This is a genomic window from Pseudomonas sp. S44 (assembly GCF_016624805.1).
In the GTDB taxonomy this organism is placed as follows: domain Bacteria; phylum Pseudomonadota; class Gammaproteobacteria; order Pseudomonadales; family Pseudomonadaceae; genus Aquipseudomonas; species Aquipseudomonas machongensis.
Genome location: NZ_JACVTY010000009.1, coordinates 1 through 23,425, shown reverse-complemented (window position 1 = coordinate 23,425; position 23,425 = coordinate 1). Strand labels below are relative to the sequence as shown.

Sequence of the window (23,425 nt, the reverse complement as noted above, 5' to 3'; positions counted from 1 at the left end):
CGCACCTGAGCCTGCAATGCCTTGTCCATCAATGTCCGCCTCCTCTCTAGACCTCCCAGTACTGGCCCAATCGATCAAGGATTGGGGCCGCGAACTCGGTTTTGCCCACGTGGGCATCGCCGATGTCGAGCTTGGCGAGCATGAACAGCACTTGCACCGCTGGCTTGAGGCTGGCCATCACGGCGAGATGGACTATATGGCAGCGCACGGCACGAAACGTTCGCGCCCTGCCGAACTGATCCCCGGCACCTTGCGGGTGGTTTCGCTGCGCATGGACTATCTGCCCGGCGATACGCAGATGGCCCAGCGCCTGGCTCAACCGGAAAAAGCCTATATCTCTCGCTACGCACTGGGCCGCGACTACCACAAGCTGGTGCGCAAGCGCGTGCAGCACCTGGCCGACCGCATCCAGGAAACCATCGGCCCCTTCGGCTACCGCGCTTTCGTCGACAGCGCTCCGGTACTGGAAAAGGCCATCGCCCAACAGGCCGGGCTCGGCTGGATCGGCAAGAACACCCTGCTGCTCAACCGTAAGGCGGGCAGCTACTTCTTCCTCGCCGAGCTGTTTGTCGATCTGCCACTGCCCGCCGACGAAGCCCAGACCAGCGAGCATTGCGGGCGCTGCCAGGCGTGCCTGGACATCTGCCCCACCGCGGCCTTCGTCGGGCCCTACCAGCTCGATGCGCGGCGCTGCATCTCGTACCTGACCATCGAGCTCAAGGACGCGATCCCGCTGGAGCTGCGCCCCTTGATCGGTAACCGGGTGTTCGGTTGCGACGACTGCCAGATCGTCTGCCCCTGGAACCGCTTCGCCAAATCGACCGGCGAGGACGACTTCAAGCCGCGCCATGGGCTGGACAACGCCGAGCTGGCGGCACTGTTCCTGTGGGACGAAAAGACCTTTCTCAGCCGCACCGAAGGCTCGCCGCTACGTCGCGCCGGTTACGAGCGCTGGCTGCGCAACCTGGCGGTCGGGCTGGGCAATGCACCTTCGACGATCGCCGTGCTCGAGGCCCTGAAAGCGCGGCGCGAGCATCCTTCGGCATTGGTCAGGGAGCACGTGGAGTGGGCGTTGGCGCGGCACGAGGCGGCGGGCTGACAGGAACAGTACGACCTTTTCGCGCTCCGACTTGCCCGCGAAAAGGCCGCATTCGATCCCGAAGACTCAATGCTCGTCGTTGTAGTGGAACTTGGGCATTTCCCAGTGAAAGCGGATGGCCAGCAAACGCAAGAGGAAGCCGCCAAACAGCGTCAGCAGCATCGCCTGCTCGGCCGGCACCTTGAAGTACACGCAACCCAGATAGAACCAGGCCGCAGCGAACGACACGCTGGCATACAGCTCCCGACGAAACACCAGCGGAATGTCGTTGCAGAAGATATCGCGCAAGATGCCGCCGAACACACCGGTGATCACCCCGCTGATCGACGCCACCAGCATCCCCTGGCCCATTTCCAGTGCAGTCATGCAGCCGATCAAGGTGAAGGCCACCAATCCGAGGGCGTCGAGGACCAGGAACAGCGAGCGCAGGTGACGCATCAGCGGCGCGATGAAGATCGTCAGCAATGCGGCGAAACTGGTCAGCACCAGGTATTCGGGGTGTTTCACCCAGGTCAGCGGGTAGTGCCCAAGCAGTACGTCGCGCACCGAGCCGCCACCCAGGGCGGTGATGCAGGCGATCAGTACCACGCCGAACCAGTCCATGCCGCGCCGGCCAGCAGACAAGGCGCCAGTCATGGCTTCGGCAGTGATGGCGATGAGGTAGAGCATCAACAGCATGGCGCAGATCCGTGCGAGAAAAGGCGCGCAGTCTACTCAGTCGCGCGTGGCACCAAAAGGGGGCGCATGCACACCCCCCTGATTCATCAGACCTTGATGAAATGCTCGCGGTAGTGACGCAGCTCGGCGATCGACTCGCGGATGTCATCCAGCGCCAGGTGGGTGCTGCCTTTCTTGAAGCTGTCGCGTACGTCCGGCGCCCAGCGCGCAGCGAGCTCCTTGAGCGTGGAGACATCGAGGTTGCGGTAGTGGAAGTAGCCTTCCAGCGCGCGCATGTGACGATAGAGGAAGCGGCGGTCCTGACAGATACTGTTGCCGCAGATGGGTGACTTGCCCTTTGGTACCCACTGCTCCAGAAAGGCGATGGTCTGGGCTTCGGCTTCGGCCATGTCGATACGGCTTTCGCGCACGCGCTGGGTCAGGCCCGAGGCGCCATGGGTGCGGGTGTTCCACTCGTCCATGCGCGCCAGCACTTCGTCGCTGTGGTGAATGGCGATGACCGGGCCCTCGGCCAGGGTGTTCAGTTCGCTGTCGGTGACGATAGTGGCCATCTCGATGATGACGTCGTTGTCCGGATCCAGGCCGGTCATCTCCAGATCGATCCAGATCAGGTTCTGTGGGTTGTGCATGAATGAGCTCCTCGAATAGGCCAACATATTAGCCTAGTGGAGCGTGCTAAACTGCCTGCCGTTTTCTTTTGCCCCGCCAACACGGAACCTCCATGGCCAAACGCCAGCTCAACCGCCGCCAGAACTGGCGCATCGAAAAGATCCAGGGTGAACGCGCCGCCCGCGCCGCCAAACGCGAGCAGCACGCCCTGCAAGAGCTCGAAGGCGGCGACCTGGGGCCCGAGCAGCTGGGCCTGGTGATCGCCCACTTCGGCGTCACGGTCGAGGTCGAGGCCCAGGACGGCGACGTCGCAGGCCAGGTGTTCCGCTGCCACTTGCGCGCCAACCTGCCTGCCCTGGTCACAGGCGACAAGGTGGTCTGGCGGGCCGGCAACCAGGGCAACGGTGTGATCGTCGCGCAGATGCCGCGCAGCACCGAGCTGTGTCGGCCGAACAACCACGGCCAGCTCAAGCCGGTCGCGGCCAACGTCGACCTGATCGTGATCGTCTTCGCCCCGGCACCCGAGCCCCAGGCCAATCTCATCGACCGCTACCTGGTTGCTGCCGAGCACGCTGGCATCCGCCCGCTGCTGTTGCTGAACAAGGCCGACCTGATCAATGACGACAACGCAGCGACGCTCAATGCGTTGTTAGCGGTGTATCGAGATCTCGGTTACCCGCTGCTCGAAGTGTCCGCACACCACGGCGATGGCATGCAGCGCCTGCAGCAGACACTGGACGAGCACGTCAGCGTGTTCGTCGGGCAGTCGGGCGTGGGCAAGTCGTCGCTGGTCAACAGCCTGCTGCCGCAGGCGCAAACGCGGGTGGGCGATCTGTCGGAGTGGTCAGGCCAGGGTACCCACACCACCACCACCGCACGGCTCTACCACTTCCCCAACGGCGGCGACCTGATCGACTCCCCCGGTATCCGCGAGTTTGGCTTGGCGCATGTCAGCCGTGACGATGTGGAGGCGGGCTTCATCGAGTTCCGCGATCTGCTCGGCAACTGTCGCTTCCGCGACTGCAAGCATGACCGCGAGCCTGGCTGTGCGTTGCTCAAAGGGCTGGAGGAAGGGCGTATCTCGGCGCAGCGGATGCACAGCTACCGCTCGATCGTGGCAAGCCTGACGCAAGACACCTACTGAAGATGCAGGAGCGGCGTTGCGCCGCTCCTGCAGATGACGGGCTCAGTTTTCCTTGGGCTCGTCCATCTTCAGCACGCCATCCTCGAAGATGTTCAGCTTCTGGCGCAGCTCGCGCGGCTGCATCGGCGTCGAGCCATCGGCCGGCGCGGCGGAGGCACCAGGTGCTCCTGGCGCCGCATCGGCAGGCGGGGTTGGGTTGGCCGGTGCCTCAGGTGCACCCTGCTCGCCCTCGATATCCCGCTGGGCTTTTTTGGTCAGCACGATGATGTCGATCCGGCGGTTGACCGGGTTGAACGGGTTTTCGCGGTCGAACAGCGACGACGAGGCGTAACCCACCACTCGCGCCACCTGGCCATCCGGATAACCACCCGCCACCAGCGCACGTCGCGCGGCGTTGGCACGGTTGGCCGACAGCTCCCAGTTGCCGAAATCACCGGTACCGGCATAAGGCTTGGCATCGGTGTGGCCGCTGACGCTGATCTTGTTCGGCACGGCCTTGATGGTGTCGGCCATGGCCAGCAGGATGTCTTCGAAGTAGGGCTTCAGGCGCGCACTGCCGAGGTCGAACATCGGCCGGTTCTCGGCATCCATGATCTGGATGCGCAGGCCGTCCTGGGTGATCTCGAACAGGATCTGGTCCTTGAACTTCTGCAGTTGCGGATTTTCCTCGACCTTGTTCTGCAGCTCCTGCAGCAGCAGTTGCAGCCGCTCCTGCTCGACCTGGTCGGCCATGGTCTCGATCCGGTCCTTGTCCATCTGCACGCTGGTGTCAGGCGTCGGCTCGGACTTCTCCTCCGGGTTGATGGTCTTTTCCGGGGCCAGCTGCGGCGAGCCGCCCAGGTCGATGACGTAGGGCGTACCGCTTTCGGAGAAGCCAATCGGATCCTTGAAGTAGCCGGCGATGGCGATCTTCTGCTCCGGGGTGGCCGTGGACAGCAACCACAGCACCAGGAAGAACGCCATCATCGCCGTGGCGAAGTCGGCGAAGGCGATCTTCCAGGAGCCGCCATGGTGGCCGTCGCCGTAGCGCTTGACGCGCTTGACGATGATGGGCTGATTGTTCTCCATGGCTTAGCGACCGCGAACCGCTTGTTCCAGTTCGGCAAAGCTCGGACGGTGCGCCGGGTACAGCACCTTGCGCCCGAACTCGACGGCCAGCGACGGCGGCATGCCGGACGCCGAGGCCACCAGCGAAGCCTTGATCGCCTCGTAGACGTTCAGTTCTTCCTTGGCGTCGTGGCGCAGGCAGTTGGCCAGCGGGCCGAAGAAACCATAGGCCGCGAGAATACCGAAGAAGGTCCCGACCAGCGCAGCACCGACGTGCAGGCCGATGGATTTCTGGTCGCCATCGCCCAGCGAGGCCATGGTCACCACGATGCCCAGTACCGCCGCCACGATACCGAAGCCGGGCATGGCGTCGGCAACGCTGGTCACCGCATGGGACGGGTGCTCGAGGTCTTCCTTCAGGCTCAGCAGCTCCATGTCGAACAGGCCTTCGAGCTCATGGGGTGCCATGTTGCCGGTCGACATGATGCGCAGGTAGTCGCAGACGAACGCGGTCATCCGCGCATCGCCCATGACCGCAGGGTACTTGGCGAAGATCGGGCTGGCCGCGGGATCCTCGATGTCACCCTCGATGGCCATCATGCCCTCGCGGCGACTCTTGTTGAGAATCTCGTAGATCAGGCCCAACACTTCCAGGTAGAACGTATGGGTGAAGCGGCTGCCAAACATCTTCAGCGACTTCTTCATGACGTGCATGGTCATGTAGCCAGGGTTGGCCTGGAGAAACGCGCCAAAGGCCGCACCGCCGATGATCAGCACTTCGAACGGCTGGATCAGCGCCGCGATCTTGCCGTGGGAGAGGACGTATCCGCCGAGGACACTCGCGAATACGACGATGATGCCGATAATTTTAGCCATAGATTGGAAGCACTTGCTGTCGTGGTCAGGGTCAGGGGCGGAAGCTTGGAAACTCTTCTTCTCCTTATCGGCAGAACTGCGCCAGACTATAGCCACTCAATGCGAAAAGCCAGTTTGGACTGATGTCAAAATGCCAATCGAAACCAAGGTGCCAGCGCAGATCCCCTCCTCTCTAGACGCCTGGGTAAGGCTGCTCGACGGTATCCGCGTGCCGGTACCCAAAGAGAGTCATGACCGGGTTCTGGCGGCCATCAACGACAATCGCCGCTCGCTGCGCGACATCGCCGAACTGATGCAGGACAGCCCGTCGCTGGTGCTGTGCGTGATGCGCGAAGCCAATCACCCGAACCATGCCAGCCAGGCCGAGCCCGCCGAAAGCCTGGAGATCGCCCTGAACCGCCTGGGCCTGAGCCGCATCCTGCAATTGATGGGGCGCCTGCCATCGATACCGGGAGACGACATCCCGCCGGTGCTGCGCCAATTCCTGCTGATCAGCCAGCACGCCACCCAGCAAGCCAACGGCCTGTTCGCCAGCCGCCTGGCGCGCCTGTGGCAGGAAATCCACTGGGGCAGCCTGCTGTTCCTCTCGCCACTGTGGGCACTGGCCCTGGCTTACCCCAAGCTGCTCGACACCTGGGAACTGCGGGTCATTCACAAGGGTGAAGAGGCTTCAGAGGTGGAGCATGCGCTGTTCGGCGTGCGCATCATGGAGTTGTGCCGCGCCGTCGCCACGCACTGGCGCCTGCCGGAATGGGTCACCCAGGGTTATCGCCTGCTGCTCGAAGAACGCGAACAACTGGCCCAGGTACTGAACATCGCCCGCGAGCCTGACGAGTTGAGCAAGCAGCATCGACTGGACGAAGAGCCCGGGCTGCGCCGCTGGTTCAACCAGCCGGCGAATACCGTGCTGCTGGCCAACGGCCTGGCGCTGTCGGCGCAGGTCGGCTGGGACAACCCGCACTTGCTGCGCTGGCAACTGCTCACCGCCATGTACCTGCAAACCACGCTGGATGATGTGCAACAGCAAGTGCACCAGCAAGCAGCGGCCAGCGCGCGCCACCATGCCCGGCATGCACTGTTCCACCCGGCCGAGGCGCTGATCTGGCCCTGGCAGCAGCGGCGCCCGCACCCAGACATGCTCACCCCGCCACCGCCACCTGCCCAGGACCTGCAACGCTGGCGCACGCTGTGCGGCGACCTGCTGGCCCAGCCCAGCCCATTCACCAACACCGTGCACCTGGCCACCCAGGCGCGCGAGGCACTGCTGGCTTGCGGCATGCAGCGGGTGCTGTTGCTGCTGCTCGACAAACCCAATGACTGCCTGCGCGTACAGCAGAGCGCCGGGTTGCCGCGCGAAGCCTCAGCGCTGACATTGGCACCAGGCCAGAGCAAGCTGCTGCAAAAACTGCTGAGCAAAGCCTCGCAACTGCGCCTGACGCCCGACAATCATGCCCAGTTTTCCGCCCTGCTGCCCGCACCGCTGCGTGCGTTGTTCCCCAGCGAGCACTTGCTGTTGCGCTCGCTGGCCGTGAACGACCAGGTATTGATGCTGGCGATCGCCGACCAGGGCGGCAGGCCGCTTGCGGACGTGAGCGTGCAGGCCTTCGGAAAAACCGCACAATGTATCGAGCGCGCGCTGGCCAGCTTCGCCAACCGCAATGCCTGAACCTTGCGCTACAATCGCACCTCCCTTGCTCCCCGGAGACCGTGGATGACTGATTTTTCCGGCTTGCCCCTGGTGATCGAAGCCGCCGACCTGCTGCCACGCCTGGATTCGCCCGAGCTGATCCTGGTCGACCTGAGCAGCGCCAACCGCTATGTCAGCGGCCACATCCCAGGCGCGCGGTTCGTCGAGGGCAAGCGCACGCAGCTGGGCCAGCCTCCGGCTCCCGGCCTGCTGCCGGCCCAAGCCGACCTGGAAAAGCTGTTCAGCGAGCTAGGCCACCGAGACGACGCAGTGTACGTGGTATACGACGACGAAGGCGGCGGCTGGGCCGGGCGCTTCATCTGGCTGCTCGACGTGATCGGCCACGCGCGCTACCACTACCTCAACGGCGGCATCCAGGCCTGGCCTGCGGACAAGCTCGTCACTGAAGTGCCAGCAGCCGCCAGCACGCCTGTGCGCCTGCGCCTGCGCGCCGAACCCACCGCCACCCGCGAATACCTGCAAAGCCGCCTGGGCGCCGACGACCTGGTGGTCTGGGACGCCCGCGGCCCGCAGGAATTCAACGGCGAGAAGGTCCTGGCAGCCAAGGCCGGCCACATCCCCGGCGCGGTCAACTTCGAGTGGACTGCAGGCATGGACCTCAACGACCACCTGCGCATTCGCAAGGACATCGCCGAAGTACTGCAGCAATTGGGCATCACCCCTGACAAGGAAGTGATCACCCACTGCCAGACCCACCGTCGCTCCGGATTCACCTACCTGGTGGCCAAGTCACTCGGCTATCCACGGGTCAAGGCCTACGCCGGCTCGTGGAGCGAGTGGGGCAATCACCCGGACACGCCTGTAGAAGTTTAAGGAAACTGCATGAAATCCCGTCTGTTCATCATCAGCCAGCACCTGCTGCCGCACCACCTGCTGTCGCGCCTGGCCGGCTGCGTCGCCGAGTGCCGCGCTCGCTGGTTCAAGAATGCCTTCACCGCCTGGTTCGCCAAACGCTACCAGGTGAACATGTCCGAGGCGCTGGTCGAGGACCTCACCGCCTACGAGCACTTCAACGCCTTCTTCACCCGTGCCCTCAAGCCGGGGGCGCGCCCCCTGGATGAAACCCCGGGCGCGATCCTGTGTCCGGCCGACGGTGCGGTCAGCCAGCTCGGCCCGATCGAGCACGGCCGTATTTTCCAGGCCAAGGGCCACAGCTTCAGCGCCCTCGAGCTGCTCGGCGGCGACCCGGCGCTGGCCGCGCCGTTCATGGGCGGCGAGTTCGCCACCATCTACCTGTCGCCGAAGGACTACCATCGCGTGCACATGCCGCTGGCCGGCACCCTGCGTGAGATGGTCTACGTGCCGGGCCGCCTGTTCTCGGTCAACCAGACCACGGCTGAGAACGTCCCCGAGCTGTTCGCCCGCAACGAGCGTGTGGTTTGCCTGTTCGACACCGAGCGCGGGCCGATGGCGGTGGTGCTGGTGGGTGCGATGATCGTTGCCTCGATCGAGACGGTCTGGGCCGGGCTGGTCACACCGCCCAAGCGCGAGCTGAAGACCTTCCGCTACGACGAAGCCAGCCGCGCGCCGATCCATCTGGAAAAAGGCGCGGAACTGGGGCGTTTCAAGCTGGGTTCGACCGCGATCGTGCTGTTCGGGCCAGAGCAGGTGAAATGGGCCGAAGCCCTGGGCGCCGGGTCTGCCGTGCGCATGGGCGAGCAACTGGCGCTGCCAGTGCAGGGCTGACCCAGGATCGCTGGGGCTGCTTTGCAGCCCCGCTGTTTCAACGGTTCACACGCGCCCGTCGCGGTCACGCCAGCCCAGCAAATACAGCACGCCATCCAGCCCCAGCGTGGAAATCGCCTGTTTGGCAGACTGACGCACCAGCGGCTTGGCGCGGAAGGCCACGCCCAGGCCGGCCAGCGACAGCATCGGCAGGTCGTTGGCACCGTCGCCCACGGCGATGGTCTGCTCCAGTTGCAATCCTTCCTTGTGCGCCAGCTCCTGCAGCAGGTCAGCCTTGCGCTGGGCATCGACGATCGGCTCGATCGCCACGCCCGTCACCTTGCCATCCACCACTTCCAGCTCATTGGCGAACACGTAGTCGATGCCAAGGCGTGCCTGCACCTGCTTGGCGAAGTAGGAAAAACCGCCGGAGAGGATTGCAGTCTTGTAGCCCAGGCGCTTGAGTTCGGCGAACAGGTGTTCGGCACCCTCGGTCAGGCGCAGCGAAGCGCCGATTTCGTCCAGCACGCCGACGTCCAGGCCTTTGAGCAATGCCATGCGCTCCTTGAAGCTGGCACGGAAATCCAGCTCGCCACGCATGGCGCGCTCGGTGATCGCCGAAACCTGTTCGCCGACACCTGCAGCCTTGGCCAACTCGTCGATCACCTCGGCTTCGATCAGCGTCGAATCCATGTCGAACACCGCCAGGCGGCGATTGCGACGGAACAGGTCATCCTGCTGGAAGGCGATGTCGATACCCTGCTCGGCCGACAATGCGAAGAAATCGGCGCGCAGGGACTGGGCGTCGGTCGGCTCACCGCGCACGGAGATTTCCAGGCAGGCGCGACTCTTGTCGGTGCTGGCGTCGAGCGCCACACGTGCCGAGAGGCGCTCGATCCGCTCGATGGTCAGGCCATACTGGCTGATGACTGCACTCACCCGTTGCAACTGTTCGGGCGTGACCTTGCGGCTGAGCAGCGTGACGATGTGGCGATTGTCGCCATGGCCGTCCACCCATTGCTGGTAGTCTGCCTCGGAGATCGGCGTGTACCGCGCCTGCAGGTTCAGCTCATGGGCCTTGGACTGCACCCCTTGCAGCAGGCCGGTGGCGACTTCATTGTCGGGAATATCGACCAGAATGCCGAACGACAACGTGCCATGCATGACCGCAAGACCGATGTCGAGGATGTTCACACCGCCCTGGAGCAGGACGCCGGTGATGGCCGCAGTGAGACCCGGACGGTCTTCACCAGTGATGTTGATCAGGACGATTTCGCGCAAGACCGGGCTCCAACTCGATGAAAAATGCGCATTCTACCCACTTTCCATGACCATCGGGCGCCATCGATACTTTGCCGACAAAACGCGGGTCGCTATACTGCCCAGCATCTTTTCCGCCATAAAGAGCCGCGCTCTGTGAACCGGCCCACGCCTGTCAAAACCGACAATTTCTTTCTGATGATCTTCCGAGCCCTGCGCCAGCGTCGTATTCCCCTGGCATTGCGCATCGCCAGCCACAACATTTTCCTGGTGGCGCTGGCCTTGGTGATCTATGCCTGCGTGATGGGCCTGCAGTTCAAGCAGGCCATGCACGAGCAGGCCGATGCCGTCGGCCAGAGCCTGACCGTGCAGACCGCGACCTCGGCTACCGAGCTGCTGGTGTCCAACGACATCCTCAGCCTCAACGTGCTGCTGGGCAATCTGGTGAAGAACCCGCTGGTGGCCCACGCGGCGATCTACAGCGTCGACAACCGAATCCTCGCCGAGGCCGGGCAACGGCCAAAAAACAGCCTGCTGGGCGAGGCCGAAGGGGTCTACCAGACCAAGATCACCTTCCAGGACGTGACCGCCGGGCAACTGCGCATCAGCCTGGACATGAGCCAGTTCCAGCAACCGATGCTGATCAGCCTGCAGAGCATGGGCATTCTCGCGGCCATCCTGCTGGCGCTGGCGCTCACCCTCAGCCTGCGCCTGGGCCGCTTCATCTCAACGCCGCTGCTGCAACTGCGTGTCTGGTTGCGTGACCCGCACCCCTATACCCCGGCCATCGAGCGCCAGGACGAAATCGGCGATCTCGCTCGCCAGCTTCATGCCCGCCTGGCCCCGCCGCCACCGCCGGAGCCGGAAGAACAGGAAGACGACGAAGATGATTTTGCCGACCTGCATGTGGAGGCGCCGCCACGCAAGGCCGCACCCAAGCCTGTAGCGGCCAGGGTGGCCGCCCAGGACGACGACGCAGACGACGACGCCTTTGCCGACCTGATCGACGACACCGTGCACAGCCCCAAGGCACTGGCCACCCCGGAGTCTGACGAACCGAACACCAGCGCCGTGCTCGCCGTGCAACTCGGCTCCCAGGAGCAACTGCGCCGTCTGCCGCGCACGCGCCTGACCGAGCTACTGGAGCGCTACCGCGACTGCCTCGACCAGGCCGCCTCGCTGTACGAGGGTGAAGTGCACACCCTAGACGACGGCAGCACGCTGTTGCTGTTCCACAGCCGTGACAGCGGCGAGGACTACCTCACCAATGCCATCTGCTGTGGCGAATTGCTGCGCGCCCTGGGCCACGCCCTGCAGATCGAGGTCGCCGACAGCGGCATCACCCTGCAGTTGCAACTGGGCCTGGCGCTGGGTGAGGACCTGCTGGGCATGGATCAGGTCGACCTGCTGATGACCGAGAAGGCCCAGGATGCCCTGGCGCTGTCGCAACACAGCCGCAACCTGCTGCTGGTCGAGCGCCAGGTCAGCGACGACGCCCTGATCCGCCAGCGCGCGCGCATTCGGCCGATCGCCAGCCCTGAAGGCGCCTGCTGTGTCGAGCGACTGATGGAGCCCTACCCGTCGATGCTCGAGCGCCAGTTGGCGCGGATGCATGAGCGTCGGACCTGAATGTCTTGATGCTGTGAAGCGACCTTGTGTCGTGAAGGACCAGCCATCCGGCCCCCATAAAAAAGCCCGCATCGCTGCGGGCTTTTTCATGTCTGTCGAATCAGATCAGAACCGATAGACTTCCATATCGGTGCGGATCGGAGAAGCCATCGGAATCCTCGACTTCTCCGGTTCCTTCTTGACCTGGACCGGAGCCGCTGGCTTTTTCGGCGCCTCTTCAGCGACCGCTGGCTGATTCGCCAGCGGCTTGACGGCAACGCTCAGCTGCTCGACCAGCTTCTGCAGCAACTGCCCCTGGGCCTGGACCTGCGAGGCCTCGCTGCCCTCATGCTGTTGCTCGAGGTGGACGATACGGTTGTCGCGCACATGACCACGACGATCCAGTACGCGCCACTGGGCATCGAGAATCGCCGGCTGGTTGGCGCCCGAGTCCAGGCGGGTGATCGACAGCAGCACCTGCACATCCGGCGTGAAGCCGGTGCTGGCAGGTGCAAGCACGACGCGCTGGCTGTCCAGGCGCCAGGCGAGCTGGCGCACCAGCAACTGGTCGATATCCGACGAAAGGCTGCCGGCCCAGCGACCGTCGGTCGCCGCGGTCAGGCTGCCATCGGGCTGACGTTGCAGAAAGGTTTCACGTTGCAGGTAGTCGGCTACCGATACCGGACCGAGCACGACCGCCATGCCGGCGGCCTGCGAAGGCTGGCCGGGGTCGCCGCTGTCGAGTTGGTAGAGGGCCACCGGCTGGTGCATGCTGCACCCGCTCAGCCCCAGCAGACCCGTCATCAGCAGCGCAAATGGAAGGCGCAGAAATTTCATCATCCCATCCAAGCGGCCGCCGCCCGGCAACCGCAGTGATACTCGTGTGGATTCCCGCGGGCACACGGCCACGCCGGCCCCGCAAGGGGTGTATCATCCGCGAAATAGTCGCCGGACTCCAGCATTTCCGCCCGGAACGACGCTGAAAACGCCGTTCCAGACGAACAACCGGTTTACTCCGGGCGCTCCACGACCATGCCGTCGACGCGCTGGAATCCACGTGGCAATTTGCTACCACGACGCCCGCGTTCGCCTTTGTAATGTTCAAGGTCATCCGGCTTCAGTGACAGGGTACGCTTGCCAGCCTGCAATACAAGCGTCGATCCCTCGGCAATCACCGCCAGATCGGTGACGAATTCTTCACGACTGGCCACACGATCACCCGGTACGCCAATGATCTTGTTGCCCTTGCCCTTGCCCAGTTGTGGCAGGTCGGCAACCTTGAACACCAGCAGACGGCCTTCGGTGGTGACCGCTGCCAACCAGTCCTGCTCGCGGTCGGCGACCGGCCGTGGCGTCATCACCTTGGCGCCATTGGGCAGGCTCAGCAGCCCTTTGCCCGCCTTGTTCTTGGCCTGCAGGTCCTCGCCCTTGACCACGAAACCGTAGCCGGCATCGGACGCCACCACATACAACGCATCATCGTCCGGCAACAGCACGCACTCGAAGGTGGCGCCCGGCGGCGGCGTCAGACGCCCGGTCAGCGGCTCGCCCTGCCCACGGGCCGATGGCAAGCTGTGGGCTGCCAGCGAATAGCTGCGCCCGGTCGAGTCGATAAGCACCGCAAACTGGTTCGAACGCCCCGCCGCTGCAGCCTTGAAACCATCGCCAGCCTTGTACGAAAGGCCCGTGGCATCGATGTCATGGCCCTTGGCACAACGTACCCAGCCTTTTTCCGACAGCACCACGGTGACCGGCTCGGTCGGCATCAGCTCGTTTTCCGACAGAGCCTTGGCCTCGGCGCGCTCGACGATTGGCGAGCGGCGATCGTCGCCATAGGTTTCGGCGTCCTTGATCAGTTCGCTGCGTACCAGCTTGCGCAGCTTCGTCTCGCTGCCCAGCAAGGCCTGCAGCTTGGCCTGCTCCTTGAGCAACTCGTCCTGCTCGCCACGGATCTTCATCTCTTCCAGGCGCGCCAGCTGACGCAGGCGGGTCTCGAGGATGTAGTCGGCCTGGATCTCGGTCAGCTCGAAACGCTCGATCAGCGCCTGTTTGGGATGATCCTCGGTGCGGATGATGTGAATCACTTCATCCAGGTTGAGGAAGGCGGTGAGCAAGCCGTCCAGCAGGTGCAGGCGCTTCTCGACCTTGTCGAGGCGGAACTGCAGGCGCCGGCGCACGGTGCCGATGCGGAACTGCAGCCACTCCTGCAACAGCGCGCGCAGGTTCTTCAACTGAGGACGGCCATCGAGGCCGATGATGTTGACGTTGACCCGGTAGCTGTTTTCAAGATCGGTGGTGGCGAACAGGTGCTGCATCAGCTCGTCGGCATCCACACGATTGGAGCGCGGGATGATGACGATGCGGCACGGGTTCTCGTGGTCCGACTCGTCACGCAGGTCGGCGACCATCGGCAGCTTCTTGTTCTGCATCTGCGCGGCGATCTGCTCCAGCACCTTGGCGCCGGAAACCTGATGCGGCAGCGCGGTGACAACGATGTCGCCGTCTTCGACTCGGTACACCGCGCGCATGCGAATCGAGCCCTTGCCGGTTTCGTAGATCTTCTGGATCTCGGACCGTGGCGTGACGATCTCCGCTTCGGTTGGGTAGTCAGGGCCCTGGATGTGCTCGCACAGTTGCTCGATGGTCGCCTTGGGCTCGTCGAGCAGGCGCACGCAGGCGCTGGCGACTTCGCGCAGGTTGTGCGGCGGCACGTCGGTGGCCATGCCCACGGCGATGCCGGTGGTGCCATTGAGCAGGATGTTCGGCAAACGTGCCGGCAATACCTGCGGCTCCTGCAGGGTGCCGTCGAAGTTCGGCACCCAGTCGACGGTGCCCTGGCCCAGCTCGCTGAGCAGCACTTCCGAGTAGCGCGACAGCCGCGCCTCGGTGTAACGCATGGCGGCGAACGATTTCGGATCGTCCGGCGCACCCCAGTTGCCCTGACCGTCGACCAGCGTGTAGCGGTAGCTGAACGGCTGCGCCATCAGCACCATGGCTTCATAGCACGCCGAGTCGCCGTGGGGGTGGAACTTGCCGAGCACGTCGCCGACGGTACGCGCCGACTTCTTGTGCTTGGAGTCGGCATCCAGCCCCAACTCACTCATGGCATAGACGATGCGCCGCTGCACCGGCTTGAGGCCGTCGCCGACGTGCGGCAAGGCGCGGTCCATGATCACGTACATGGAATAGTTGAGGTAGGCCTGTTCGGTGAAGTCGGCCAGGGAACGGCGTTCGACGCCTTCGAGACTGTCCAGTAAGTCGCTCATGCGAGCCTCGTCATTTCAGGTTCTGGCGCAGCAGCATGGTGCCGCCGCGCTGAGTAAATTCAAGTTGTTTCAAAGCGCTCATGCCGAGCAGCACCGTCTGTCCGTCCAGCCCCGGCACCACCAGGGCACGGACATCGCGCAGGCGGATATCGCCCAGTTGCAGGCTGTCGAGCCGCGTGCGATAGCCCTCGGTGCGGCCATTGGCGGTACTGAGCATCACCGGCGCGCCGCGCTGCAGCGCCAGATCACGAGCCAGTCCCTCGGGGATCGCCACATCGGTGGCACCGGTATCGAGCATGAAGTGCACGACCTTGCCGTTGATCGCGCCATCGGCGACGAAGTGGCCCTGGCCATTGCTCAGCAGCCGCACCTCGATAAAGTCTTCGCCGCGTTCGGACTGCACGACACTGTTGGGGTTCTGCTGGCGATCCTCCCACTGCCCGAAAAAGCGCGTGGCGAGAAACATCGCTGCCGCCCAGGCGAGGACCATCAGGACCCGCCCCGCCCGCTTGCCCGCTGGCTGGCTCAAGGCTTGGCGCTCCAGCCGCCCGCTGGCGCGGCAAAGCGCCAGACGATAGGGCGGTTTTCACCATCGGCACGGGTGCCGTTGTTGTTGTCCAGGCCGATCCAGGCACCGTCCTTGTCGATCACCAGGGCTTCGGCCAAGCCGAACGGCTGGTCGTAGCGACGTGTGTCGACCAAGGCATCGGCGGCGAACGACCAGCAGCGCTCGACCGCACCGGTGTCGGCGTCACGCCGGCAAATGCGGAAGGCATTGCGTTCCAGGGTGAACAGTTTGCCGTCGAACAGTGCAAGGTCCGCGAAATCCCGCGACAGCGCCCGCGAGCCTGGCATCTGTGACGGTTGCATCTCCACCCCTGCCTCGCTGAGCAGCACACAGCTGCGTCCGCAGGTCCATACCGCTTGCTGACGCTGCACGGCGATCAGCCCACGACGCTCGCGCTCGGCAGCCAACCACAGGCGGTCACCGGCCGGATTGATGGCCAGGCCCTCGAACAAGGCATTGAAGTGCAACAGCATGCCGCTGGCACGGGCCTGGCGAACCATGGCCGGATCGATCCTCAGCCAGTTCGGCTCGCCCTCGACCGGCAATTGCAGCACCGCCGCATGCGCCTCGCTGACCACATAGAAGTTGCCCGCGCTGTCACAGGTGATGCCTTCGAAATCCAGCTCGCCGCCACGGATGAACGACACTGCCCAGTTCCGCGACTTCAGCCCCCAGGGCAGCCCGCTCTCCGGTACCGGCGGCGGGGTGAACACCAGGGCCTCGGCACGCCACACGCCATCCTGCTGTTCAAGCCGGTAGATTCGATCGTCGTCGCGGTCCGAGACGCCCCACAGGGCGCCACGGCACTGGGCCAGGCCCGACAGGTTACCGCCGCGCATGCCCTCGATCGGGTGCTCGGCGGTGAGCTTGAGCTCCGGCCAGTCGCTGGCGAAACTCGTCAGGCTGGCCAGCGCGAGCAAGGCTGCGACAAGCAGACGAATCAAACCAGGACCTCGGCCAGGTTGCCTTTGGTCTCCAGCCAGTTCTTGCGATCGCCCGCACGCTTCTTGGCGAGCAGCATGTCCATGATCTCGGTGGTACCGGCGAGGTCATCCAGGGTGAGCTGCACCAGGCGCCGGGTGTTCGGGTCCATGGTCGTTTCGCGCAATTGTGGCGGGTTCATTTCGCCCAGCCCCTTGAATCGGGTGACCTGGGGCTTGCCGCGCTTCTTCTCGGCGACCAGACGGTCGAGAATGCCGTCTCGCTCGGCCTCGTCGAGGGCGTAGTAGATCTCCTTGCCCAGGTCGATACGGTACAGCGGCGGCATGGCAACATAGACGTGTCCGGCCTCGACCAGCGGGCGGAAATGCTGGACGAACAACGCGCACAGCAGCGTGGCGATGTGCAAGCCGTCGGAGTCGGCGTCGGCGAGGATGCAGATCTTGCCGTAGCGCAGTTGCGACAGGTCGGTGGCACCCGGATCGACGCCGATTGCCACGGCGATGTTGTGCACCTCCTGGCTGGCGAGCACTTCGCCGCCATCGACTTCCCAGGTGTTGAGGATCTTGCCGCGCAGGGGCAGGATCGCCTGGAACTCCTTGTCACGCGCCTGCTTGGCCGAACCACCTGCAGAGTCGCCCTCGACCAGGAACAGTTCGGCGCGCATCGGATCCTGTCCGGCGCAGTCGGCCAGTTTGCCGGGCAATGCCGGCCCTTGGGTGATGCGCTTGCGCTCGACCTTCTTGCTCGCCTTGAGGCGTCGGCCGGCATTGCTGATCGCCAGCTCAGCCAGTTGCATGCCCAGCTCCGGGTGGGCGTTGAGCCACAGGCTGAAGGCATCCTTGACCACACCGGAAACGAACGCCGCGGCCTCGCGAGACGACAGGCGCTCCTTGGTCTGGCCGGAGAACTGCGGCTCCTGCATCTTCATCGAGAGCACGAAGGTGATGCGCTCCCACACGTCCTCGGGCGCCAGCTTGACGCCACGCGGCAGCAGGTTGCGGAACTCGCAGAACTCGCGCATGGCATCGAGCAGGCCTTGGCGCAGGCCGTTGACGTGGGTGCCCCCCTGGGCGGTAGGGATCAGGTTGACGTAGCTTTCCTGGACGCTGTCGCCACCCTCGGGCAGCCACAGCAGCGCCCAGTCCACAGCTTCTTTATTACCGGCCAGGCTGCCGCAGAACGGCTCGTCGGGCAGGCGCTGGAATTCACTGACCGAGTCGACCAGGTACGAGCGCAGACCATCCTCGTAGTGCCACTCGACCTTCTCGCCAGTGCCCTTGTCCTCGAAGCTGATCGACAGCCCCGGGCACAGCACGGCCTTGGCCTTGAGCACGTGCTTGAGGCGGCTGATGGAGAACTTGGCCGAATCGAAATACTTGGGATCGGGCGCGAAGTAGACACTGGTGCCGGTGTTGCGCTTGCCGACCGTGCCGATCACCTCAAGCTCGGTGGCCTTGAAGCCATCGGCGAAGGTCATCTGGTACTCGTTGCCGTCACGCTTGACCCGCACGCGGACCTGGGTCGACAGGGCGTTGACCACCGAAATGCCCACGCCGTGGAGGCCGCCGGAGAACTGGTAGTTCTTGTTGGAGAACTTGCCACCGGCGTGCAGCTTGGTAAGGATCAGCTCGACGCCCGATACGCCTTCTTCAGGGTGGATATCCACCGGCATGCCGCGACCATCGTCGCTGACTTCCAGCGAGTGGTCGGCGTGCAGCACGACCTGGATCGACCGGGCATGACCGGCGAGGGCTTCGTCGACGCTGTTGTCGATGACTTCCTGGGCCAGGTGGTTGGGCCGGCTGGTGTCGGTATACATGCCCGGCCGCTTGCGGACCGGGTCAAGGCCGGAGAGGACTTCGATGGCGTCTGCGTTATAGGCGCTAGCGCTGGGATTGGCCATGGGTTCTCGTCGTCAGTCTGGTGAATGCAAAAAGGTCAAAATACAGAAAAATCAAGCGCGTCATACTGCGCCCTGGCAATGCCGGCGAAGGCCAGCAAGGCCGGCAGACGCTGGGCGAAGCCTTGGAAGCTGTGGTCGCCGCCGGCCTCGATACGCAGGGCACAGGCACGGTAATAACGCTCGGCATGGCGATAGTCCAGCGTTTCATCGGCGGTCTGCAACCACACTTGATAGCGTGAGGCATCCTCGGGGGGTGGCACTTCCAGTTCGGCCAGGGCCTGCACGTGATCGTGGGTCAGCTCCCAGGTTTCACCGCTGTAGTGGTTTCGCTGAGTACCGAGATAGCCGTCGAAATGCTTGTGCGGGGTCACTGCCGGATTGACCAGCAGGGCCTTGAGGCCATGGCGCTCAGCCAGGTGCGTGGCATAGTAGCCGCCGAGGGAGCTGCCGACCAGCAGCGGCGTGCCGAGTTCGGCGATGCACGCTTCGAGCTGAGCCATCGCCTGGCGCGGATGATGGTGCAGTTCGGGGACGCGCAGCTGCGCGCTCAAACCGAGCTGTTGCATCACCGCCGCGAGCTGGCGCGCCTTGGTGGACAGCGGCGAGCTGTTGAAGCCATGGATATAGAGGATGGAACCCGACATGCTGCCCCCGGAATCTGTGGCTTCGCGCCCGACGATGCGGGCACAGGGACGCGCAGTGTAGCGCGTTCGCCGGGTTTTGGCGCAAGGGTGGGATTTTCGCAACACAATCTTCAAATCCAACGACAGGCGCGACCTTCGCAGGAGCGGTAAACCTGTCAGTAACCCGGGCTGTTGAAATCCAGGGTCACCACGAAATCCCTCGCCCGCTCGACGCCGGTCTCCAGCCGTCCGTCGGCATGCAACCGTAGCCAGCGATACCCTGGCTGCTCTTCACTGACCTTGAAGTCCTCGCTGCGCGCGGCGAACTGGATGCAGGTCGAGGGCGTGGCCAGCAAGCGAATACCGTCGCGGACCTCGTCCCACTCCTGATGGATGTGACCCCACAGCAACGCCTTCACCTGTGGATATGCCCGCAGACGCTGCAGCAGCTCATCGGCATTGCGCAAGCCGATCGGTGCAATCCAGGCGCAGCCGATATCCACCGGCTGGTGGTGGCAGCACACCAGGCAGTGGCGCTCCCCCACCGATGCCAGCGCGTTATCGAGGGTCGAGAGCTGGTCTTGTTCAAGAAGCCCATGGGTAGCACCCAGCACCGCCGAGTTGAGCATCACCACGCGCCAGGCGCCAATGTCGGTAACGGCATGGACCAGATCTGGCGCCACACGCGCCATGACCCTGGCCTCGTCATGGTTGCCCGGCAACCAACGGGTCGGCACGGCAAAACCATCCGTCAGCTCTCGGAACGCAGCGTAGGACGCCACGCTGGCGTCCTGGGACAGGTCCCCGGTGCACAGCAACAGGTCGATGCGTGGTTGCTCGCGACGCACCTGGCTCACCACGTGGCGCAGACTGTCACGGGTGTTGAGGCCTAGCAGGGTGCCAGCCGGATCAGCGAACAGGTGGGCGTCGGTGAGCTGCACCACATGCACCGGAGCCTGTACGGAAGGAATTGGTGAATGCGACAAAGGCCGTCTCCTTGATCGGATTCGGCACGATTATGGCCGTAGAAAGCGTTGGAGCAAATACTCGAAACCAACCGACGTCACATTTCAACGCACGGTTTCGTACTCGTGGCCGCAGGCCAGGCAATGGCTCAGCCATTCACCGAGGAACAGGTTGAGCTGGGCCTTCTCATCGGGTTGGTGCATGGCCGCGTTGGGGTACGGATAGATGCTGCGCAGGCGCCGAGCGTGCTCGGCACTCACCACTTCGGCCATGCGCGCATCGTGATAGACCTGTACCTCGAGTTGCGGCACCGGCAGCCACGGCAGGCTGTGCTCCTGGCATATCCGCAGCGTGGTGGTGTAGGGGCAGGCCAGCACCACGTCGAGCACCAGCACGCCAAGCATCTGGTCGCCCTGGGTCATGCCGATGCGTCGCGAGCTTTGCGTGGTGCGCATGTCCGGCAGCAGGCGCATCAGCCGTGCGTAATTGGCCTCGCAGGCAGCCTGCAGGCCGACGAGGTCGACCCGGTAGCGTTCGCGCAGCAGGTTCACTTCCACATCCCCCGGACTTCGTCACGGTTCAGCGCCAGCCACTGCAAGGCGATGATGCTTGCCGCGTTGGCGATGCGCCCGTCGCGAACCGCCTGCAAGGCATCCTCGAACGACCAGACGCGCACGCGGATATCCTCGCCCTCTTCTTCCAGCCCATGCAGGCCACCGGCACCCTCGCTGCTGCATCGCCCGAGGAACAGATGGACATACTCGTCACTGCCGCCAGGCGACGGGAAGTATCGGGTCATCGGCCACAGTGCGGAGAAGCTCAGGCCTGCCTCTTCTTCGGCTTCACGGTGGGCGACCTCCTCAGGTTGCTCATCCTTGTCGATCAGCCCGGCGACCAGCTCGATCAGCCAGGGGTTGTCGGTCTTGTCCAGCGCACCGACGCGAAACTGTTCGATCAGCACCACTTCGTCACGCAGCGGATCGTAGGGCAGCACGCAGACGGCATCGTGGCGCACGAACAGCTCACGGCTGATCTCGCGCCCCATGCCACCGGCGAACAACTCGTGGCGCAGGCGCACCTTGTCGAGCTTGTAGAAGCCCTGGAAGCAATTGGCCCGTTCGACGATCTCGACCGCCTTGGGCACCGAATTCAAGGTGTCTGACATGGAATTCCTCATTACATCAACGACTGCGTCGCGCCATCCTACTCTGCGTGCCGCCACCTTTCATCCCTTTCCGGCGACCGGGACAGGCTGTCCTCACTCTGTTAGCTTAGTGGCGAACCGAAGGCCCTGCCGACGGTCCAAGGCCGATCATCCATGTTCTGCAAGGATCACCATGACGTTCGTCAAACTGACTGCCGTCGCCCTGCTGGCGTTGACCCTCGGCGCCTGCCAGAGCCTGTTCACGCCCAACTATCGCGCACCGCTCGAGGTCAAGCGCGACGCCTGGGAACACGTCAAACCCGGTTGCAGCGAGCGTGATTGCCCGCTGGTGAACATCGACACCGTGCACTTCCCGGCGCTGCCCAAGCTCGATGCCATCGTCGAGCGTCGCTTGCTGCAACTGACCGAAGACAACCAGCGCGGTACCACACCCACCACATTGCAGCAGTATGAGCAGCAATACCTGGCCAGCGCACAAGCGCGCAACAGCAGCTACCTGCAGGCCAAGGTACGCGAGCAGCATGACGGACTGGTGATCGTCGAGCTGTCCAGTTACCTGGACAGCGGCGGTGCCCACGGCATGCCGGGGCGGGCCTTCATCAACTATTCACGCAAGCAGGACAAGGTGCTCACGCTCCAGGACATGCTGGTGCCTGGCCAGGAAGAGACGTTCTGGAAGACCGTCGAGGAGTCGCACCGCGCCTGGCTGATCAGCACCGGCATGGACAAGGACGCCGAGTTCGTGAAGACCTGGCCATTCAAGCGTTCGCCGCACATCGCCCTGACGTACGGCGCGGTGGTGGTGAAGTATGAGGTCTACGCGATCGCGCCCTATTCCATGGGCCACGTCGAACTGAAGATCCCTTATCCGCGCCTGAACGGCGTCATCAAGCCCGAACTGTTTCCCGGCCGCGGATAGCACCCAGTACCCCATATAGGCCACCTGCCAGCAGCAAGGCTGGCAGGGTCGCCCCAAGCTCCGGCGCCTCGTTCGCCAGCAGGTGGTAGACCACCACCCCCGCCAGCCAGGCCAGCAGCGCCGGCCAATGCAGCCCCGGCACCTGCTGCGGCAGGCGGCGACGGCGGATCACGAAGTGATCCACCAGCACCACACCGAACAGCGGCGCGAACACCGAACCGATCAACAGCAGGAAGTTCTGGTACTGGGCCAGCGGTGCCAACAGTGCAATCAGGGTGCACAGCAGACCGATCGCCAGCGCCAGGTGCTCGACCTTCAGCTTCACCAGCAGCCCCGTGGACACTGCCGCCGAATGGATGTCGGCAAAGGCGTTTTCCGACTCGTCCAGCAGGATCAGCAACAACGGGATACCCAGCCCTGCACCAGCCAGCGCCAGCAGCAAGGCATTCACCTCACCGCTCGGAGCGAACGCCAGGGTGTAGGCCACGCCCAGGCTCATCAGCCAGGCGTTGCCGATGAAAAAGCCCAGCGCGGTGCCGCCGAAGACTCGGCTGGCACGCTTGCCGAAGCGCGAGTAGTCGGCGATCAGTGGCAGCCACGATAGCGGCATGGCGATGACGATATCTAACCCCACCGCCAGCGACAGCGAGCCATCGCCCGGGCGCCGCCAGAGGTCGGCAAGATCGGCCTTGGCGAACAGATTCCATGTCAGCCACAGGCAGGCGCCGAGCAGCAGCCAGATCCCCCACTTGCGCAACACCTTGCGCACGAAGGCCAACGGGCCGCTGACGGCCAGCAGGGTTGCCAGCGCGCCGAAGCACAGGGTCCAGAGCAGCGGGCTGTTCCAGGCACTGCCTTCGCCGAAGGTGCGTGCGCCCAGCAGGCTGGCGGCGTCACGCATGACAATGATCTCGAAAGATCCCCAGCCGACCAGTTGCAGCAGGTTGAGCAGCGCCGGCAGACGCGCGCCATGGCGCCCCAGCGACAGGCGAAGACCGGCCATCGCAGAGAGGCCGGTATCGCTGCCGGTCACCCCCACTGCCGCCAGCAACAGCACCCCGACCGCCGTACCGAGCACGATCGCCAGCACCGAGCCCGCCAGGCCCAGGCCCGGTGCGAGCAAGGCACCGACCTGCAGGACCATCAGGCCGATGCCGAGGGAGAACCACAACGAGAACAGGTCGCGGGCGCCGAACAGGCGCTGGCTGGAGGGGACAGGGTGATCGGGGGAGAAATGGCTGGGGGTGGTCATTGGAAGGGGCGCCAAAGGGGTTGGGATGTGTGGTGAAGCCTCCGGCACTTTCGCGGGGGGGGCCCCCCCCCCCCCCGGGGGGGGGGGGGGGGGGGGGGGGGGGGGGGGGGGGGGGGGGGGGGGGGGG

22 protein-coding genes are annotated in these 23,425 nt (G+C 64.4%); 7 read left to right on the top strand and 15 right to left on the bottom strand.

All coding sequences use genetic code 11. The features are described 5' to 3' along the window. Positions 1 to 31: 31 nt before the first annotated feature. The gene (queG, locus tag IAE40_RS09360) at positions 32 to 1,099 is read left to right on the top strand and encodes a tRNA epoxyqueuosine(34) reductase QueG (protein WP_200603078.1); all 1,068 of its coding nucleotides are present in this window, start codon (positions 32 to 34) and stop codon (positions 1,097 to 1,099) included. Between the two features lie 66 nt (positions 1,100 to 1,165). On the opposite strand, the gene IAE40_RS09355 is transcribed toward queG, so the two are convergent. Together IAE40_RS09355 and orn are read right to left on the bottom strand one after the other, a co-directional pair. Next, complete coding sequence (locus tag IAE40_RS09355) at positions 1,166 to 1,777, bottom strand: trimeric intracellular cation channel family protein (RefSeq protein ID WP_054893179.1); 612 nt, start codon at positions 1,775 to 1,777, stop codon at positions 1,166 to 1,168. An 86-nt stretch (positions 1,778 to 1,863) separates the two neighbouring features. Continuing rightward, entirely contained in the window at positions 1,864 to 2,406 is a 543-nt protein-coding gene (gene orn / locus IAE40_RS09350; protein WP_054893178.1) for an oligoribonuclease, read from the bottom strand. A 92-nt stretch (positions 2,407 to 2,498) separates the two neighbouring features. Here orn and rsgA point away from each other — a divergent pair, with 92 nt between their 5' ends. Continuing rightward, a complete protein-coding gene (gene rsgA / locus IAE40_RS09345; RefSeq protein ID WP_153774213.1) occupies positions 2,499 to 3,530 on the top strand; it encodes a small ribosomal subunit biogenesis GTPase RsgA in 1,032 nt (343 codons plus the stop codon). 42 nt (positions 3,531 to 3,572) lie between these two features. Here rsgA and motB read toward each other — a convergent pair whose 3' ends face one another. Both motB and motA read right to left on the bottom strand, forming a co-directional pair. After that, positions 3,573 to 4,598 carry a flagellar motor protein MotB gene (gene motB, locus IAE40_RS09340; RefSeq protein WP_153774214.1) on the bottom strand — a complete coding sequence of 342 codons (1,026 nt, stop codon included), beginning with the start codon at positions 4,596 to 4,598 and terminating at the stop codon, positions 3,573 to 3,575. 3 nt (positions 4,599 to 4,601) lie between these two features. After that, entirely contained in the window at positions 4,602 to 5,453 is an 852-nt protein-coding gene (gene motA / locus IAE40_RS09335) for a flagellar motor stator protein MotA (protein WP_054893175.1), read from the bottom strand. 130 nt (positions 5,454 to 5,583) lie between these two features. On the opposite strand from motA, the gene IAE40_RS09330 reads away from it, so the two are divergent. Genes IAE40_RS09330 through asd form a run of 3 tightly spaced genes read left to right on the top strand, consistent with a single transcriptional unit; the run spans position 5,584 to position 8,847 of the window. Continuing rightward, positions 5,584 to 7,119 (top strand): HDOD domain-containing protein, encoded by a 1,536-nt coding sequence (locus IAE40_RS09330; RefSeq protein ID WP_054893174.1) that lies wholly within the window; start codon positions 5,584 to 5,586, stop codon positions 7,117 to 7,119. A 45-nt stretch (positions 7,120 to 7,164) separates the two neighbouring features. Further along, positions 7,165 to 7,974 (top strand): rhodanese-like domain-containing protein, encoded by an 810-nt coding sequence (locus tag IAE40_RS09325; RefSeq protein WP_063546419.1) that lies wholly within the window; start codon positions 7,165 to 7,167, stop codon positions 7,972 to 7,974. Positions 7,975 to 7,983: 9 nt separating this feature from the next. Further along, positions 7,984 to 8,847: an archaetidylserine decarboxylase gene (asd, locus tag IAE40_RS09320; RefSeq protein WP_054893172.1), complete on the top strand. Its 864-nt coding sequence runs from the start codon at positions 7,984 to 7,986 to the stop codon at positions 8,845 to 8,847. 45 nt (positions 8,848 to 8,892) lie between these two features. On the opposite strand, the gene serB is transcribed toward asd, so the two are convergent. Next, a complete protein-coding gene (gene serB, locus IAE40_RS09315) occupies positions 8,893 to 10,107 on the bottom strand; it encodes a phosphoserine phosphatase SerB (RefSeq protein WP_054893171.1) in 1,215 nt (404 codons plus the stop codon). A 135-nt stretch (positions 10,108 to 10,242) separates the two neighbouring features. On the opposite strand from serB, the gene IAE40_RS09310 reads away from it, so the two are divergent. Further along, a complete protein-coding gene (locus IAE40_RS09310) occupies positions 10,243 to 11,715 on the top strand; it encodes a histidine kinase (RefSeq protein WP_200603077.1) in 1,473 nt (490 codons plus the stop codon). Positions 11,716 to 11,820: 105 nt separating this feature from the next. On the opposite strand, the gene IAE40_RS09305 is transcribed toward IAE40_RS09310, so the two are convergent. From IAE40_RS09305 to IAE40_RS09265, 9 genes are all read right to left on the bottom strand, one after another. After that, entirely contained in the window at positions 11,821 to 12,531 is a 711-nt protein-coding gene (locus IAE40_RS09305; protein WP_065863793.1) for a PqiC family protein, read from the bottom strand. Positions 12,532 to 12,704: 173 nt separating this feature from the next. After that, positions 12,705 to 14,960 carry a DNA topoisomerase IV subunit A gene (gene parC, locus IAE40_RS09300; protein ID WP_065863794.1) on the bottom strand — a complete coding sequence of 752 codons (2,256 nt, stop codon included), beginning with the start codon at positions 14,958 to 14,960 and terminating at the stop codon, positions 12,705 to 12,707. Positions 14,961 to 14,970: 10 nt separating this feature from the next. After that, entirely contained in the window at positions 14,971 to 15,489 is a 519-nt protein-coding gene (locus tag IAE40_RS09295; RefSeq protein ID WP_197891958.1) for a retropepsin-like aspartic protease family protein, read from the bottom strand. After that, complete coding sequence (locus IAE40_RS09290; RefSeq protein ID WP_200603076.1) at positions 15,486 to 16,472, bottom strand: esterase-like activity of phytase family protein; 987 nt, start codon at positions 16,470 to 16,472, stop codon at positions 15,486 to 15,488. Before IAE40_RS09290 ends, IAE40_RS09295 begins: the two co-directional genes overlap by 4 nt. Then, the gene (gene parE, locus IAE40_RS09285) at positions 16,469 to 18,373 is read right to left on the bottom strand and encodes a DNA topoisomerase IV subunit B (protein ID WP_054893165.1); all 1,905 of its coding nucleotides are present in this window, start codon (positions 18,371 to 18,373) and stop codon (positions 16,469 to 16,471) included. Before parE ends, IAE40_RS09290 begins: the two co-directional genes overlap by 4 nt. A 35-nt stretch (positions 18,374 to 18,408) precedes the next feature. Continuing rightward, complete coding sequence (locus tag IAE40_RS09280; protein WP_153774218.1) at positions 18,409 to 19,017, bottom strand: YqiA/YcfP family alpha/beta fold hydrolase; 609 nt, start codon at positions 19,015 to 19,017, stop codon at positions 18,409 to 18,411. 155 nt (positions 19,018 to 19,172) lie between these two features. After that, a complete protein-coding gene (cpdA, locus tag IAE40_RS09275) occupies positions 19,173 to 19,982 on the bottom strand; it encodes a 3',5'-cyclic-AMP phosphodiesterase (protein WP_232233510.1) in 810 nt (269 codons plus the stop codon). Between the two features lie 84 nt (positions 19,983 to 20,066). After that, complete coding sequence (locus IAE40_RS09270; RefSeq protein WP_054893162.1) at positions 20,067 to 20,519, bottom strand: DUF1249 domain-containing protein; 453 nt, start codon at positions 20,517 to 20,519, stop codon at positions 20,067 to 20,069. Then, on the bottom strand, positions 20,510 to 21,127 hold the full coding sequence (locus IAE40_RS09265; RefSeq protein WP_054893161.1) for an NUDIX domain-containing protein: 618 nt from the start codon (positions 21,125 to 21,127) through the stop codon (positions 20,510 to 20,512). Before IAE40_RS09265 ends, IAE40_RS09270 begins: the two co-directional genes overlap by 10 nt. 172 nt (positions 21,128 to 21,299) lie before the next feature. On the opposite strand from IAE40_RS09265, the gene IAE40_RS09260 reads away from it, so the two are divergent. Beyond that, positions 21,300 to 22,046, top strand: coding sequence for an RsiV family protein (locus tag IAE40_RS09260; protein WP_153774219.1), 747 nt, complete (start codon positions 21,300 to 21,302; stop codon positions 22,044 to 22,046). Here the strand turns inward: IAE40_RS09260 and cytX are convergent. Beyond that, positions 22,015 to 23,298 (bottom strand): putative hydroxymethylpyrimidine transporter CytX, encoded by a 1,284-nt coding sequence (cytX, locus tag IAE40_RS09255; RefSeq protein WP_197891962.1) that lies wholly within the window; start codon positions 23,296 to 23,298, stop codon positions 22,015 to 22,017. The genes IAE40_RS09260 and cytX overlap by 32 nt on opposite strands. Positions 23,299 to 23,425: the final 127 nt, after the last annotated feature.

Bases quoted from the DNA above. Each gene is read 5' to 3' on its own strand.
- rsgA (WP_153774213.1), top strand. From the start codon at position 2,499: ATGGCCAAACGCCAGCTCAACCGCCGCCAGAACTGGCGCATCGAAAAG.
- IAE40_RS09305 (WP_065863793.1), bottom strand. From the start codon at position 12,531: ATGAAATTTCTGCGCCTTCCATTTGCGCTGCTGATGACGGGTCTGCTG.
- IAE40_RS09280 (WP_153774218.1), bottom strand. From the start codon at position 19,017: ATGTCGGGTTCCATCCTCTATATCCATGGCTTCAACAGCTCGCCGCTG.
- IAE40_RS09260 (WP_153774219.1), top strand. From the start codon at position 21,300: ATGACGTTCGTCAAACTGACTGCCGTCGCCCTGCTGGCGTTGACCCTC.
- queG (WP_200603078.1), top strand. From the start codon at position 32: ATGTCCGCCTCCTCTCTAGACCTCCCAGTACTGGCCCAATCGATCAAG.
- asd (WP_054893172.1), top strand. From the start codon at position 7,984: ATGAAATCCCGTCTGTTCATCATCAGCCAGCACCTGCTGCCGCACCAC.
- orn (WP_054893178.1), bottom strand. From the start codon at position 2,406: ATGCACAACCCACAGAACCTGATCTGGATCGATCTGGAGATGACCGGC.
- IAE40_RS09355 (WP_054893179.1), bottom strand. From the start codon at position 1,777: ATGCTGTTGATGCTCTACCTCATCGCCATCACTGCCGAAGCCATGACT.
- cytX (WP_197891962.1), bottom strand. From the start codon at position 23,298: ATGACCACCCCCAGCCATTTCTCCCCCGATCACCCTGTCCCCTCCAGC.
- parC (WP_065863794.1), bottom strand. From the start codon at position 14,960: ATGAGCGACTTACTGGACAGTCTCGAAGGCGTCGAACGCCGTTCCCTG.
- parE (WP_054893165.1), bottom strand. From the start codon at position 18,373: ATGGCCAATCCCAGCGCTAGCGCCTATAACGCAGACGCCATCGAAGTC.
- IAE40_RS09330 (WP_054893174.1), top strand. From the start codon at position 5,584: ATGCCAATCGAAACCAAGGTGCCAGCGCAGATCCCCTCCTCTCTAGAC.
- IAE40_RS09265 (WP_054893161.1), bottom strand. From the start codon at position 21,127: ATGTCAGACACCTTGAATTCGGTGCCCAAGGCGGTCGAGATCGTCGAA.
- IAE40_RS09325 (WP_063546419.1), top strand. From the start codon at position 7,165: ATGACTGATTTTTCCGGCTTGCCCCTGGTGATCGAAGCCGCCGACCTG.
- motB (WP_153774214.1), bottom strand. From the start codon at position 4,598: ATGGAGAACAATCAGCCCATCATCGTCAAGCGCGTCAAGCGCTACGGC.
- motA (WP_054893175.1), bottom strand. From the start codon at position 5,453: ATGGCTAAAATTATCGGCATCATCGTCGTATTCGCGAGTGTCCTCGGC.